A 14,181-nucleotide genomic window follows, 5' to 3' on the forward strand; every position below is an offset into this window, starting at 1 on the left:
AGTGATTAAAATTCAGTACGAGAATCAGGAAGATCGCCAAAGTATTTTGGATGAGTACAAGGACAAATTTCTGATTGAGGATCAAGTGTTGACCGAAGGAAAATTCTTGATTTTTTCAGATACTAAACCAATACCGCCTATTGTTTATATCAGCGTACCACTGGAAGAATTTGAATCTTTGAAGCGAGAAAGCACACTCCTGAAAGCACAGAGCAAGGCACTTGCGGAACGAGCTGCTTTCACAGATAATGTTATCGCTGAAATAGCAATAGAGGTATATAAATGATCAAGCGTGTATTATTCTGATTGCTTCTACGCTTAGAAGGAGAGGATACGATGGTAGCAATGTTCTTCTCGCAGCATATTATTTTCGGCATTACAGAGTATAAGACAGCTCCTGCTTCTCTTCGTGAACAAGTTGGCGCTATTCTGATCGAAAGTGGAGTTGAATTCCTAATTGAGAAGTAAAGAGCGTACCCAAGTAGTGCGCTATTTTTTTATCTCTGGAGTAATCAGGGGAATTATCCTATTAAAGAGGTAGGAGATTATAATGGAAAACTTCATTAAATGGCTCCTCGCCTTCCTCACCAGCACCGCCACCTACTTCTATGGAGGCTGGTCAGGCGTACTAGGTGTTCTGCTCGTCTTCGTCATCCTCGATTACGTGACCGGGATGGCGGCGGCTGCGGTGGAGGGCAGGTTGGAGAGTAATGTCGGCATATTCGGCATTGCGCGCAAGGTGTTTATTTTTGCCATGGTATCGGTGGCTCATCTGGTGGACGGTGTCCTGGGAGACGGACATATGTTCAGGGATGCGGTCGCCTTTTTTTATATCGCGAATGAGCTGTTGTCCATCATCGAAAACGGGGGCAAGCTCGGCGCACCGATCCCCCCGGCGATCCGTCAGGCGATTGAGGTGCTGAAGGGCAAAGGGGGCGAAGGGTTAGCTCCCACAACCCAATCTTCAAATACCAAGAACGCTTCGAACGCGGACAGCGAAAACAAAAACAACGATGCCTCTACCACAAACCAATGACTCTCGCGATGGAAAAGACCAAACCATCCGCCGTGAACCATGCGGTGCAGAATGCCTATTCTTGGCTGGACGGTAAAGAGAAGAGGGGCAGCGCCCCCAAAGCATCGTCTTTTTTCCGCCCAAGCCTCGGCATCTTTTCGCAGAAACTCAAACCTTCCACCATCCGCGCTAGGATCGAAAAGGTGTAAAGTTATATTATGGCATAACAAGGAAGTTAGCCGTGAACATATCAGCACAATCAAACATCCAAACATCAGCAGACCGGCAGACAAGCTGGTCTTTTTGTTGTCCTATGAATATCGCAAAGGAGGTGAATCATGTTTACTGAAAAACTAACGGCTGCCGTCGTCAACGCGCTCTCGCTGAAATTTCCGGATATGCCGATCCGTCCCGCAGCTTCTGCCAAGGAGATTTCCACGGATGTGGAGGCGATCGAATACCGGTTGTTATCTGCGCAAATGACGCGAGAACGCAGCGATCGTTTTGTGCAGTCGTACGCTTACGAAATGGTCTGGTCCACAACAAAGGATATACGAGCCGGCTTGCCGGACGAGCTGTTTGAGGCATTGGAGACGGTCGATGTGGAGGGCACGCCGTATCGGGCGGCGGAATTGCGCTGGGAAGGCCGGGAAGACGGGCTTCCGCGCATGATGGTGTATTACACTGCACGCACAAGCAAGGCATCTCCGCCCGTGGTTGTCATGCAACATTTGGACTCATCCTCTGCCTTGAAAACAGCAACATAACGAGGAATGAGGGATGCACAATGAAAACGATGGGAGGTGTCCTGGCCATGTTTACGAAAAAAGCTCAGGAGCAGAAAAGCTCTAATCCAAGCACGCAAGCAGCCCAACTCAATCCAAGCAATGAACCCATTGCTGGCAATCTGTCTGACCAACAAACTGTTTCGGAGCAGCTGCCCGGAGTGAACCCAACGGATCCGGCAGTTCGGCCGCCTTCGTTCAGCAAAGCGCAGTTTGCTCACGCAGAGCATTTTACCCGGATTGAACGGGATATTTTGATGGCCATGCTGCCGGAACACGGAACATGCACCATGGAAGAAGCGAAACAAACCATTCACCAATTCAAACTCAAGGAGGCGCAATAAATGGCTGGAGGAACATGGACAACGCAAAACAAGGTACGCCCTGGCGTATATATTAACTTTGCATCGGAGGGATCTTTGCCGGGCACCGTTGGAGAACGGGGGACTGTAGCGCTCGCTCTGCCACTGTCCTGGGGACAAGCAGGCAAAATAATGACGATCCAAGCAGGGGAGGACGTGCAGTCCAAACTCGGCTACGACTGGACCTCTCCTCAACTGCTGCTCATTCGCGAAGCGCTCAAGCGCGCCCAAACGCTGCTGCTCTACCGATTGAACGCAGGCACCCAAGCCAAAGCCACGCTCGATAACCTGACTGCTACAGCCAAATTTGGCGGTAAACGAGGGAATGATCTGAGCATTGCCATCGCCGCGAACATTAACGATGCAGAACAATTCGACGTCACCACCCTTCTAGGCAGTAAAGAAGTGGACAAACAAACCGCTGCGACGATCGGCGAACTGGTTTCCAACGATTACGTCGTTTTTGCCGGGACAGGCGAACTAACGGCGACGGCAGCTCTTCCGCTTACCGGCGGGGAGGATGGGACGGCAACGAACGAAGCGCACGCAGATTTCCTCGCTGCACTGGAAGTGCTTGATTTCAATACGGTCGGCCTGATCTCTGAGGACAATACGCTGAAATCCGTATACACGTCCTACATTCGCCGTTTGCGTGAGACGGAGGGCAAAAAGGTGCAGCTGGTCGTGTCCAACTACCCGGCTGCCGACCATGAGGGCGTGATCAGCGTACGCAACGGCGTTGTGCTGTCTGGCGGGACGGAGCTGTCCGCGCAGGAAGCGGTGGCTTGGACGGCTGGCGCGACAGCCGGAGCAAACATCAACGAATCGCTGACGTTCCGTGCCTATGACGATGCGGTGGACGTCAATGGCCGATTGACGCATACCGAGACGGAGGCTGCTCTGCGCAATGGCGAGTTCGTGTTTACGGCGAGCAGCAACCGGGCCGTCGTGGAACAGGACGTGAACACGTTCCGCTCGGTAACGCCGGAGAAGGCGCGCCATTTTGCGAAAAACCGCGTGGTACGCGTCCTTGACGGCATTTCCAATGACCTGAAACGGATCTTCGAAGCGTACTTCATCGGCAAAGTGAACAACAACGAGGACGGCCGCAGCCTGTTCCGCTCCCAGTGCGTGACGTACCTGAAGCAGCTGCAGGACATCGGTGCCATCCAAAATTTTGACTCCAATGCAGACATTACGGTTGCGGCAGGCAACGAGTCGGACAGCATCGTGATCGACGTTGCCGTGCAGCCTGTGGATTCGGTGGAAAAAGTATATATGAAAGTGAAGGTGGCTTAAGATGGCATTTTTGAAAGCAAGCGATACGATTTCCGGCCAGGAGGGCCGCGCATACGCAACGATTAACGGACAGACGGAAGAGATGTTCTACGTCAAAACGCTTGAAGCTACGGTAGAGAAACAAAAAGCCGAGGTCAAAACGCTGGGCCGCCGCGGCGTGCAGCATAAAGCAACCGGGTGGTCCGGTTCCGGCTCGATGACGATTTTCTATACGACGTCCCGCTTCCGCGAGTTGATGCTGCAGTACATGCAGAACGGCGTGGACACGTACTTCGATATCGAAGTCACCAACGAGGACCCTTCTTCCACGATCGGCAAGCAAACTGTAACGCTGAAAGGCGTCAATCTGGACAGCGTGATCATGGCGTCGCTGGATACCGAGTCCGAGGCGCTGGAGGAGGAAGTAAGCTTTACTTTTGAAGATGTGGACATGCCGGTGTCGTTTAATTTGCCGAAGTAAGATAACCACCCTTTGAGTCGAAAAGAAAATCACTTCAACTTCATGCTGTAAAGCAGCCTGGAAAAGTGAATGTATAACCCAACGTACCCGCCATGATAGACGGGTTATTCGTCGTGCCCAGCATGAACAGCCATTTCCGCTGACGATGCTGGGTTTCTTTTTAGAGGAGAGCAGCGGGTCTGCTCTCTTTACAACCACAGTCCAACAGGTGCACGAATTGCAGCGGGACTATTTTCTGAGGAGGAACCATTCATGAGTGGATTGAGTATGTTTTTTGCGCAAAATGCAGCTTCGGAGGCAACGGTCGATTTCGTCGTGTCCCCGCGTTTCAAAAATGAGGACGGCGAGCCGGTCGCTTGGAAACTGCGCAGCATGACCGAGGACGAAAACCAGGAGTGCCGCAAAGCGGCCACTCGCAAAGTGAAAGGCAAAAACGGCGTTTACACGCCTGATATCGACGCCAATGATTACATGGCCCGCTTGATGACGGCAAGCATCGTCTACCCGGATCTCAAAAACGCGGAGCTTCAGCGTTCCTACGGCGTCATGGGCGCGGAGTCGCTGCTTCGCAAAATGCTGCTTCCGGGCGAGTTTGCCACCTTGGGGGAGCAGGTGCAGAAGCTGAACGGCTTCAACCAGGACATGAACGATATGGTGGATGAAGTAAAAAACTGATTAAAGAGGGCGACCCGGAGGCCAACCTGGCCTATTACGCCCTCCATGAACTGAAGATTCTCCCCCATGAGCTGATGGCGCTCGCTCCAAGGGAGCAGGCGGCTATCTATGCCATGATCTCTGTTCGGGTAGAGGAGGAGAAGAAAGAACGCGCCCGTAGCCGTACCCGCAAGAAATAACAGGGAAAGGAGGAGAAGAAGATGTCTGATACAAGAATAGACGTGATCAACCCTCCGTCAATAAACAATTTGATCAATAATTTGAATCTGGTACAAGTAAAAACGACTGAAATCCTAAATAATTTCAACCAGATCAATCGGATTAATCTCAACCAATTCAACCAGACCAATATATCCAATCATTTTAATCAAGTGAACCAACAGTTGAATGTAACGATTAACCTGATGGACAAACTGGACGACGCCGCTGATGATGCGGGGAAATCTCTAAGTGACAACCTCAGCCAATTATCCAAATGGCTTCAAATGGTGAAGTCCGTCGGGAGCGTTGTACTAAAAGCTGCTGCTGAGGAAGAAGATTGGAAGTATCGTTACATGATTGCAGCGGAAGATCCGGATCTTGGAAAGGGTGCTTATCATAAGGTTCGGGATCAAGCATTTAAAGGCGGACAAAATGTGAACGATTCGCTTCAGTCTTCACTAGGTTTCCTACCCCTGGTACAAAATATGGGCCAGATTGAACAACTGAATGAGTTGTCCAAACGTCTAAGCGTGCTGTCTCCGGATGGGAAAAGCCTGACAGATGCCTCATCTGCATTAGTCAGTGCTATGAATGGAGACAATTCGAATTTGGCATCTGATTTTAATGTTTCCGAGGGTGCACTTGACAATGCTGGTTTGGAAGGATTCATCGAGACCAGGGATTTGGATGGTTTTATACAGAAAATGCAGACGGTGCTTGAGATGCAGGGGTATACCAAGGAGGCATTCGATACGATGCTCGATTCGCCGCTTCAGAAATGGACGGGGATCGTGAATCAATTTAATGCTGTATTAGCCGAATTGGGAACGAAAGCATTAGAAGTTTTATCACCTGTATTGGATCAATTAAGTGAAGCATTTAGCTCGGGGCAATTCAGTAGTTTTACGGAGTGGATTGGTACAGCCTTTGCCATGATTGCACAGGTCATCGCTTTCATCTTGCAGGGGGTTATCGCTTTTGCCACCGTCGTTCAGGAAAACTGGGATTTGATTGCGCCGATATTAACGGCTATTGCCCTTGTATTGCTTGCAAACATCATCATTCAGTTGAGTGTTGTCATCGTGCAGGTACTGGCGCTTGCCGGTGCTTGGTTACTATTAAACTGGCCAATCTTATTGGTTATTGCGGCAATTGCTGCAGTGATAGCGATACTGAATTTATGCGGTGTTTCAGGCACGCAGATCGTCGGATCAATCATTTCTGTATTTCTGATGTTGTTCGAAAATATTCGAGTGAAAATTGCTATGTTGTGGAATCTATTCGCTTCTTTGGCTGAGTTCCTCATCAATTTATTTATTGATCCGGTGTATGCCATCAAGAAACTATTCTATGATCTTGGAATGTTCGTGCTTCAAACCTTGTACAACGTAATGGTAGGAATCGAAAGTTTCCTGGGCAAGGCTGTGGGTGCTATTGGCAAAGTTGCTTCATTCATTAATGACACGTTCGGCACCAATCTTGACGTCGTTTCTGAAGCCGATATTAATATCGGAAGCAAAAAGGTAAAGGAATGGATGAATACATTAGAATCCATGGCTCCGGAAAGCGATAAAGACGTTGTATCTTTGTTCAGGATGGATAGTGAATTCGATCCGAATGCTGGAGATAAAGGGCAGCAGCTGGCTGAGGATTTCTTTTCCAAATTTTCTGTCGACGATACCGTTTCAGATGGTGGTTTTCCTGGTAATTTTGGCGATGGTTTCAAACCAGAGACCCCTACAATGCCAGCCGTACCATTAGCACCAACAGCCCCATCCGTGCCGACCATGCAAATGCCCAACAACACAAGCAACATCAACAAAATCAACAATGTCGGCAAGGTCGATCAGATCGGGGACGTGTCGGGCACGGTGGACGTGACGAGCGAGGACCTGAAGCTGATGCGCGAGTTGGCTGAAATGCAGGCTATCCAACGTTTCGTCAGCCTTACGCCGACCGTGCAAGTGACGACGGGGGATATCAACAGCGGCCACGACATCGACAGCATCATTACGAAAATCACCGATGGCCTGAACAGCCAAATCGTCTCCAGCGCACAGGGGGTATATGGATAAATGGACTATTACATTCAGCTCAGCTACAACAACCGCGCGGAATATATGTACTTTCCGGTCAACCCGGAGACGATCGAGTTTGCGGATGCGCTGGATGGCAGCACGCATGACGTGACCGGAATCGGGGAGATCAATGTCATCAAATCGCCTCGTTTAAGGGAAGTGAGTTTTAGCGGTATTTTTCCGGCCGATTACAGTCCTTACCATATTTATTACGATGCCAGACATTCTTCTATTAAAGAGCAATACTACGACGATCCCTATGAATACGTGAAAAAAATCATTCGCTGGATGCAGACGGGCAAACGAGCCAGATTGTTCTACTCAAGCGCCCGCTACACGATCAACATGCCCGTGTCCATCGAGAGCTTCGACTGGAAGGAAACGGCCGGGCAGGTCGGCGACATTCAATACGATATCAAGCTGAAGGAATACAAGTTTTATTTGCCCAAAAAGGTGGAGCTCGTCAAGAAGAATGACGCGAAACAGGCATCTGCCGCCAAAACGAAGGATGAAACGACGCGCTCGGACGAAAAGGTGCAGCCGAAAACGGTGACGCTCAAAGCCGGTGATTCGTTATGGTCCATAGCCAAAGCCCATCTGGGAGATGGTGCGCGCTGGAAAGAACTGCAGAAGCTGAACGGCATCCAAGATGCTCAGATCAAACGCCTCCCGATTGGGCTTGTACTCAAGCTGCCTTGAAAGGAGGGAAACGAAAATGAAACACCAGCTGCTGCTGGATAACAAGCAGGGACAGGTATGGGACATTACCGGGATCGTGACGGACATTACGCACAAAACGTCGCGCATCGGCAAGCCCGCGTCGCTGGAGTTTACGCTGATCCGGAGAAAGCATAACCCTGGCGCATCATTTACTTATGAAAACGGTTATGTTGTCAGATATGTATCCGACGATATCGGCGTTTTCTATGGGTACATTTTCTCGGTAGACAGCGGCAAGGATGAGACGGTCTCCATTAAAGCATACGATCAGACCCGGTATTTGACGGCGAACCAAACGTATCAGTTCCTGAACGCAACCGCAGCGGACGTGATCCGCCGGATCGCGACGGATTTTCAGTTGAAAATGGGGGACCTTGGAAAACCGGAGTACGTCATTCCGCGCATGCTTTTCGACAATAAAAAGCTGATCGACATGATCTGCGAAGCGCTGGACCGTACTCTCATTTACAGCGGCAAAAACTATATTTTCTACGACGATTTCGGCCAATTAGTGCTCCGTGAACCGGAGCAGATGCCCTACGGCTTCGTGATCGGGGATGGGAGCCTGCTCACCGATTATTCGCATTCCCGCTCCATCGACGACGAAACGTACAATAAAATCAAGCTTTATCGCGACAACAAGGAGACAGGTAAACGGGAGACTTATGTCGCGCAGAATTCAAGCAGCGTCCGGCAATGGGGGCTGCTTTTTCTATATCAGAAGCTGGATGACGACCTGAACGAAGGGCAGATCAACGAGATGCTGAACACGTTAATGACCTTGCGCAATCGGGAAACCCAAAAGCTGAAGGTGGATGCGCTAGGCGACTTTCGGGTGAGGGCAGGGACGTACGTCAATATTCAGATCGAAGATTTGCAGATTAATCAATATTTTCTGGTGGATGAATGCACTCATAAGGTGGAGGGCGGGATGCATACCATGTCGCTGGATTTGAAGGTGGTGTAAACGCAATGCTGGATGTCATCAAAAAGGCGGCGGTGGCCGCCGTGGATGCGCGTGTTCCCGTACAGGTCATGTACGGAACCGTGACGAAAACCGGACCGCTGGAAATCACGGTGGAGCAGCGGCTCGTTTTGGAGGAACCGTTTCTCGTGCTGCCCGAATCGATCGTGAATAAAGCATGGCAGACGGGGGATCAGGCAATTCTGCTGCGCGTACAGGGCGGAGACAGCTTTGTGGTGCTGGATCGGCTGGTGAAAGCATGATTCCGCAAGGGGCACAGATAACGGAGTCGAAGGACGATGTGGCGCGGACTGCTGCGCCCAGCAAAACCTATGAGCTGGATCTGGCAGGAGGCCGAATCGGGAGATTGGGCACGGATGGCCGGGAGGCCGTCAAGCAAGCCATCCATAAGGCTTTATCTACCCGCCGTTATGAATACCTGATCTATTCATCCGATTACGGCATGGAATGGTCACCCGAGGGACTTGCCGATCGTTCCATGGTGGAATCGGAGCTGGAACGATGGATTCGGGAGGCGCTGATGCCGGATGACCGGATCACAGAGGTAGGGGATTTTCGATTCCGCCATGAGGGGGATCAGGTGACGGTTTCTTTTACCGCCCAAACGGACTTCGGCAGCTTGACGGAGGAACTGGAGGTGAACGTGAATGTATGAGCAACAAACGTATGAAACGATTTTGAACCGCATGCTGGACCGCGTACCGGAGGGCATCGATAAAAGGGAGGGCAGCATCATTTATGATGCGTTGGCCCCTGCCGCCGTAGAAATGGCGCAGATGTATATCGAGCTGGACGTGAACGCGAATTTGAAATTTGCGGATACGGCTACCGGTGAATACCTGGATCGGGCAGTGGCTTGGTCAGGCATCTCACGTAAACGTGCGACACCGGCACGGTGGGTTGCTTCTTTCAAGAACAGCCAGAATCAGCCGGTGGATGTGGAACTGGAATCCCGGTTTTCCATGGGAACGCGCGTGTATGTGGCCGTGGAGCGGCTAACGGCGGGGCAAGTTGTGCTGGAGTGCGAAACGGCCGGCGCGATGGGCAATGAATACAAAGGAACGCTGCTTCCGATCGATTATATTCCGGATCTGGCCGCTGCGGAAATGGTGCTTCTGCTGGTGCCCGGTGAAGACGAAGAGACGGATCAGTCGCTATATGACCGTTATCAGGACAAGGTATCTCGCCCGGTAACGAGTGCGAACCGCTATCAATATGAGCTGTGGGCGCGAGAAATTGCGGGTGTGGGTAAAGCCCGGGCATTTCCGCTCTGGGATGGTCCCGGAACCGTGAAGGTTGCATTGCTGGGCAATGACATGCGCCGTCCCGCCGAATCGGTGATCGAAGAAGTGCAGACTTATATCGATCCAACCCAAGATGGCATGGGGGAAGGTGCAGCGCCGATCGGCCCTGTCGTTATGGTGGTTGGCGCAGAAGAGATTCCGATCGATGTCGAGGTCAAAGTGACGCTTGCTGCCGGATCTACGCTGGAGGGGATCAAGACCTTGATTCAGGAAGGCGTAACGGCGTATTTGAAAGGGTTGGCCTTCGATGATCCGCTGGTGCGCTGGACCCGAATCGCCAACGTCATCATGGACATTCCGCCCGTGATCGACTACAGTGATTTGCTTATTAACGGAGGGACCAGCAATGTGGACATTGCGCAGGATGCGGTGGCCGTGCTCGGCACGGTGAAGGTGTCATGAGCCGCAAGCCTGACTTGATGACATACCTGCCCCCGCTGTATGAGCAGGTGGTGGAGATGAAGCTGCTTGCCCGGACCGAGGGCGAGGAATTGGGGCAGCTGTTGGATGGCGTGGACAGCGTGCTGGATCAGTTTTATCCCGAGTCGGCGACGTGGGCGCTTGCGAGGTATGAGCAGGACTTGCATATCCCGGTCAATCCGTTGAAGCCCGCGGATCAGCGCCGGTCGGTCATTATTTCGAAGATGCGCGGCAGCGGCAAGGTGTCCGGATCGATGCTGCGCAATGTGGCGCAGGCGTATGAGAGCGGCGGCATCGAGGTGTCCGTTTTGCCAGGGGAGTATGCGATCCTGATTCGCTTCGTGGATACATATGGCTTGCCGCCCAATCTGGATGATCTGAAGGCGGCCATTGAAGAGATCAAACCGGCACACATGAGCGTGGAATTCCATCTGCGCTATTTGACGATTGCCGAAGTCGAAAGCATGACGCTGAGCGAGATCGAGCAGACTCGGCAGGATAAATTCATGGGAGGTGGCGCTTGAAATGAGTGAGCCGAAAACACCGAATCTTGCGTTGAATCAGATCGACCGTTCTTCTCCGGCAACGACGTATTTCGATCTGGACCGATATCTGGATCAGAACTGGGGCAAGGTGGACGATTTTGCAGGCGAGATTAAGGAGCAAGTGGATGAAGTAACAAGTAAGGCGGACGGTCTAAAAGAACGTCTGGATACGGAGCAGCGCAAATCGGTTACGCTGAAGCCAGGGCTTCAGGTGATTGAAGCAGAGCGGGCGTCGGCTTTTAGGCTGGAAGGGCTGAAAGGCCGGACGTTGGTGAATTTGTTGGGGCGTGATGGTGGATTTGAAGGGTACAATAATTGGGCAATCGGGGCTATGTCAGCAAGCCTTGATACGACGACATATGCTGAAGGCAGTACGAGTTCTTTAAGAGTAACTCTCGCGTCCGAAAACAGTAACATCAACCGGACAATCACGACCGTTATCGGAAAAAAATATGTGTTGATTGCTGATGTGAAAAATGTATCCTCTGAGCGAGCGCATGTTTCGATTAATGCTTTAGTTGACGGAAACAAAGTAATGAGTGACTCTTTTGACACCTCGTTTGTTAGTTTCACTGCAACTGCAGCTGCTCACACGATCGCAGTTGTTGGCAGCGGTTCTCCGGGGCAGACTTTCAACGTCGATAACGTACGTTTGTATGAAGTCAGCACTGAAGAGTACAACGCATTGGGCAGCATGACGCCGACACAAGTTAGCGCTAAGTACCCGTATACGGAAATGATAACAGGAGTTAAGAATCCATATGCGATCCGATATGGCGAGAATCTGTTGCCACCGTTTTATGAGTGGACTTCAAATTACACTAATGATAAATGGACAATATGGGGTCCATATACTGCACAGCTCCGCCCTTCGGCCCCGACTTTCGCTATCTCCATGCAGTGTGAAATTACATTAGCACCTAATACTAAGTATACAATAAGCGCCGAACAGACTGATGGGGCAACATTTTCTGTTATTGATATAACGCACAATACCGCATTGGTAGATAACACGACAAATACGACTACGTTCACTACCGGGAGTACCGGGGCCATCCGAGTATACATTTCCTCGTATCTTGCAAGCGGAGGTATCGGAGGAGCGCTGTATACATTTAGAAATTTAATGTTGACTGCGGGTGACAAAGCACACCTGTTCAAACAACGAGAGGATGCCATGCTAGCACTTCAAACGGAGCTGTATGCCGATCCAGCCACCGGAGCCAACCCGGATATGGTGTTTGAGCGGGAGGGGCAGTATTTCAAGTTGGTGAAGTGGCATAAGGTTGTACTGGATGGGAGCAAAATTATAACCCTTATACAAGGGAACAATACTGGGTATAAGACTATTTATCCCAAGGTAGAAGGTGTTAATTATGACTATTTTTCTATGGATGCGGCCGTTGCTGTTAAATCAGACGGGAAAATTTTGAAATGGGGGTCTCACGAAGCAGCTGCAGATGCATGGGCGGTTGATAAACTCAATAAGAACCTTGCTATTTCTGTTTCCGCTGAGGATAGCGGATGGGGAGACGCCTACACACCTACAGCCGATGAGATTAAGGCGTATTTCATGGGATGGCGAATGTATGATGGTTTGGCTGGAGGTACACCTTACAATGGGACTGGCACGAAATACTGGCATAAGCTTTCTGACGGAACCAGCACCCCGGGAGCGGGAACCACTACGTTACCAACAACACCAGCACCGAACTACACGCCGTACCAACTCCTATACCAGCTTGCTACGCCAGTCGTCGAGCCGATCACGTCTGAGGGACAATTGACGTTCTTCGAGGGTGATAATCAGGTTGAGCTAGGTACGGGAATTGTGTTGCGGGAGGGAGTAAAGCCCGCAAGGTACGGAGATTGGGCTGTGGTTAACTATACGTATGATGGTAATCATGCACTGTTACAAAATAAAGCCGATGTAATTAAGTCTGTCTATAAAAACAGCAAAAAAATATCTGACTACTTGATTACACGTAGACCCCAGGTATCTTATGGTAACGAGTATATTGGAATACCTTGGACCGACTTTGATTCTACTGACCTATATAATGTCACATACCTGATGCTTGCCAAGTATCCGACTGCCAGCTTTGACGGAAGTTATGCCGAGAACGAAAAGGCTCTGCTGTTGGATGCTGTTAGAACGCTTCAGAAGAACACAACACGGATCTCCGTTCTTGAGAGCAAGAAGGCCGAGAAGGATATTCCTGCATGGATAAAGCCTACATTGCTAAATGGGTGGGTTTCATACAATGACGGTAATACGACGAGATATTTCAAAGACAGCCAGGGATTTGTACATGTACAAGGGATGGTAAAGTCTGGGGCTGCTGGACAACCCATCTTATTGTTACCAGCAGGATATCGCCCGGGGCAAACGCTAGAGACAATCACAAACGCATATACCGGAACCGATGTGGTCACTCCAAATATAGAAATTAGTTCGAACGGAACTATAATCCCGTTTGGTGTTACCGCACCAGCCTGGCTCAGTTTGGATAATATAAAACCATTCCTAGCCGAACAATAAAGGAGGGATCACATGAAAGCCGTACCTAAAGTAAATACAGACGGTCTCTATATCGAGGACGTGTTAGTGGACGATGCCTTTTCCGGTGTCGTCCCTTTTTATGCTGGATCTGTACGAGCCGAGTTGAATCCGGAAACCGAGCTGCGAGAAACCCCGGAAGCGGAAGAAGAACAGAAACCGGAGATTGCCGGATATCTAATCGGTGTACCTGTGCCTGCGGGGCTATTCCGGCCACGCTTTGACCTAGCAGCTTGGGAAGCATACCAGGAAGCATTGAAAGATAGACCGCAGGAACAGCTTCCAGACCTTTGGGCTGAGGGGCTAAGCCAGGAAGAAATTGACGAACTGACCAAGCCGCAGCCTATGAATCCTTCCGAAATGGACAAGATCGGGGAGCAGCTGGTTCAACGCGAACTGGAGGCATTGGAATTGAAACAACAAAACGAAGCTTTGGGCGCACAAATCGTAGGTCTGGAATTGCGAGTATTATCCATGGAAATACAACCGAAGGGAGACGGGGCAAATGTTTAATTCTGATTTCGAAAGACTCCAATATTACTATGAGAAAAAGTGGGCAAAAGAACAACAACTCAAGCAGTATGTTTCCTTTGGCGTTATTTCGAGTGACCAATATGAGCAGATTACAGGAAAAAAGTACGAGATATGAGTATTTCTATGAGTGTTTCTCGGACATATTTTAAGAATATAGTACCTAAACCATAGAACTTACTGGTTCCCTGCACCATAACCCAACATACCCCAAACCGGGACATGCATACAAGCCAACCTA

Annotated in this window: 19 protein-coding genes; all 19 read left to right on the forward strand. The window is 50.3% G+C overall.

All coding sequences use genetic code 11. The annotated features are described in order from the left end of the window. Position 1: 1 nt before the first annotated feature. Entirely contained in the window at positions 2 to 286 is a 285-nt protein-coding gene (locus MKY59_RS05880) for a hypothetical protein (RefSeq protein WP_339276531.1), read from the forward strand. A gap of 50 nt (positions 287 to 336) precedes the next feature. Beyond that, positions 337 to 468 carry a hypothetical protein gene (locus MKY59_RS05885; protein ID WP_339276533.1) on the forward strand — a complete coding sequence of 44 codons (132 nt, stop codon included), beginning with the start codon at positions 337 to 339 and terminating at the stop codon, positions 466 to 468. Between the two features lie 82 nt (positions 469 to 550). Next, positions 551 to 1,036, forward strand: coding sequence for a phage holin family protein (locus MKY59_RS05890; RefSeq protein WP_236415308.1), 486 nt, complete (start codon positions 551 to 553; stop codon positions 1,034 to 1,036). A gap of 8 nt (positions 1,037 to 1,044) precedes the next feature. Then, complete coding sequence (locus tag MKY59_RS05895) at positions 1,045 to 1,224, forward strand: hypothetical protein (protein WP_339276535.1); 180 nt, start codon at positions 1,045 to 1,047, stop codon at positions 1,222 to 1,224. Positions 1,225 to 1,353: 129 nt separating this feature from the next. Continuing rightward, positions 1,354 to 1,782, forward strand: a complete 429-nt coding sequence (locus tag MKY59_RS05900; RefSeq protein ID WP_339276537.1) for a DUF6838 family protein — start codon at positions 1,354 to 1,356, stop codon at positions 1,780 to 1,782. A 47-nt stretch (positions 1,783 to 1,829) separates the two neighbouring features. Then, positions 1,830 to 2,144, forward strand: coding sequence for a hypothetical protein (locus MKY59_RS05905; protein ID WP_339276538.1), 315 nt, complete (start codon positions 1,830 to 1,832; stop codon positions 2,142 to 2,144). Beyond that, on the forward strand, positions 2,145 to 3,461 hold the full coding sequence (locus tag MKY59_RS05910) for a phage tail sheath family protein (RefSeq protein ID WP_339276539.1): 1,317 nt from the start codon (positions 2,145 to 2,147) through the stop codon (positions 3,459 to 3,461). A gap of 1 nt (position 3,462) precedes the next feature. Further along, positions 3,463 to 3,921 (forward strand): phage tail tube protein, encoded by a 459-nt coding sequence (locus MKY59_RS05915; RefSeq protein ID WP_145320645.1) that lies wholly within the window; start codon positions 3,463 to 3,465, stop codon positions 3,919 to 3,921. A 252-nt stretch (positions 3,922 to 4,173) separates the two neighbouring features. Further along, a complete protein-coding gene (locus MKY59_RS05920; protein WP_236415298.1) occupies positions 4,174 to 4,596 on the forward strand; it encodes a phage portal protein in 423 nt (140 codons plus the stop codon). A 200-nt stretch (positions 4,597 to 4,796) separates the two neighbouring features. Then, a complete protein-coding gene (locus MKY59_RS05925; RefSeq protein WP_339276542.1) occupies positions 4,797 to 6,872 on the forward strand; it encodes a hypothetical protein in 2,076 nt (691 codons plus the stop codon). After that, complete coding sequence (locus MKY59_RS05930; protein WP_236415294.1) at positions 6,873 to 7,574, forward strand: LysM peptidoglycan-binding domain-containing protein; 702 nt, start codon at positions 6,873 to 6,875, stop codon at positions 7,572 to 7,574. Between the two features lie 16 nt (positions 7,575 to 7,590). Beyond that, positions 7,591 to 8,562, forward strand: a complete 972-nt coding sequence (locus MKY59_RS05935; protein WP_339276543.1) for a hypothetical protein — start codon at positions 7,591 to 7,593, stop codon at positions 8,560 to 8,562. A gap of 5 nt (positions 8,563 to 8,567) precedes the next feature. Next, positions 8,568 to 8,822 (forward strand): DUF2577 family protein, encoded by a 255-nt coding sequence (locus MKY59_RS05940; RefSeq protein WP_339276544.1) that lies wholly within the window; start codon positions 8,568 to 8,570, stop codon positions 8,820 to 8,822. Further along, on the forward strand, positions 8,819 to 9,235 hold the full coding sequence (locus MKY59_RS05945; RefSeq protein ID WP_339276545.1) for a DUF2634 domain-containing protein: 417 nt from the start codon (positions 8,819 to 8,821) through the stop codon (positions 9,233 to 9,235). Before MKY59_RS05940 ends, MKY59_RS05945 begins: the two co-directional genes overlap by 4 nt. Continuing rightward, entirely contained in the window at positions 9,228 to 10,286 is a 1,059-nt protein-coding gene (locus tag MKY59_RS05950) for a baseplate J/gp47 family protein (protein WP_339276546.1), read from the forward strand. Before MKY59_RS05945 ends, MKY59_RS05950 begins: the two co-directional genes overlap by 8 nt. After that, a complete protein-coding gene (locus MKY59_RS05955; RefSeq protein WP_339276547.1) occupies positions 10,283 to 10,828 on the forward strand; it encodes a putative phage tail protein in 546 nt (181 codons plus the stop codon). Before MKY59_RS05950 ends, MKY59_RS05955 begins: the two co-directional genes overlap by 4 nt. 1 nt (position 10,829) lies before the next feature. Next, positions 10,830 to 13,391, forward strand: coding sequence for a hypothetical protein (locus MKY59_RS05960; RefSeq protein ID WP_339276549.1), 2,562 nt, complete (start codon positions 10,830 to 10,832; stop codon positions 13,389 to 13,391). A gap of 12 nt (positions 13,392 to 13,403) precedes the next feature. After that, positions 13,404 to 13,922 carry a hypothetical protein gene (locus MKY59_RS05965; protein ID WP_339276550.1) on the forward strand — a complete coding sequence of 173 codons (519 nt, stop codon included), beginning with the start codon at positions 13,404 to 13,406 and terminating at the stop codon, positions 13,920 to 13,922. Continuing rightward, positions 13,915 to 14,058: an XkdX family protein gene (locus MKY59_RS05970; protein ID WP_236415278.1), complete on the forward strand. Its 144-nt coding sequence runs from the start codon at positions 13,915 to 13,917 to the stop codon at positions 14,056 to 14,058. The genes MKY59_RS05965 and MKY59_RS05970 overlap by 8 nt, the downstream gene beginning before the upstream one ends. Positions 14,059 to 14,181 lie beyond the last annotated feature (123 nt).

Source organism: Paenibacillus sp. FSL W8-0426 (genome assembly GCF_037969725.1).
GTDB classification, from domain to species: domain Bacteria; phylum Bacillota; class Bacilli; order Paenibacillales; family Paenibacillaceae; genus Paenibacillus; species Paenibacillus hubeiensis.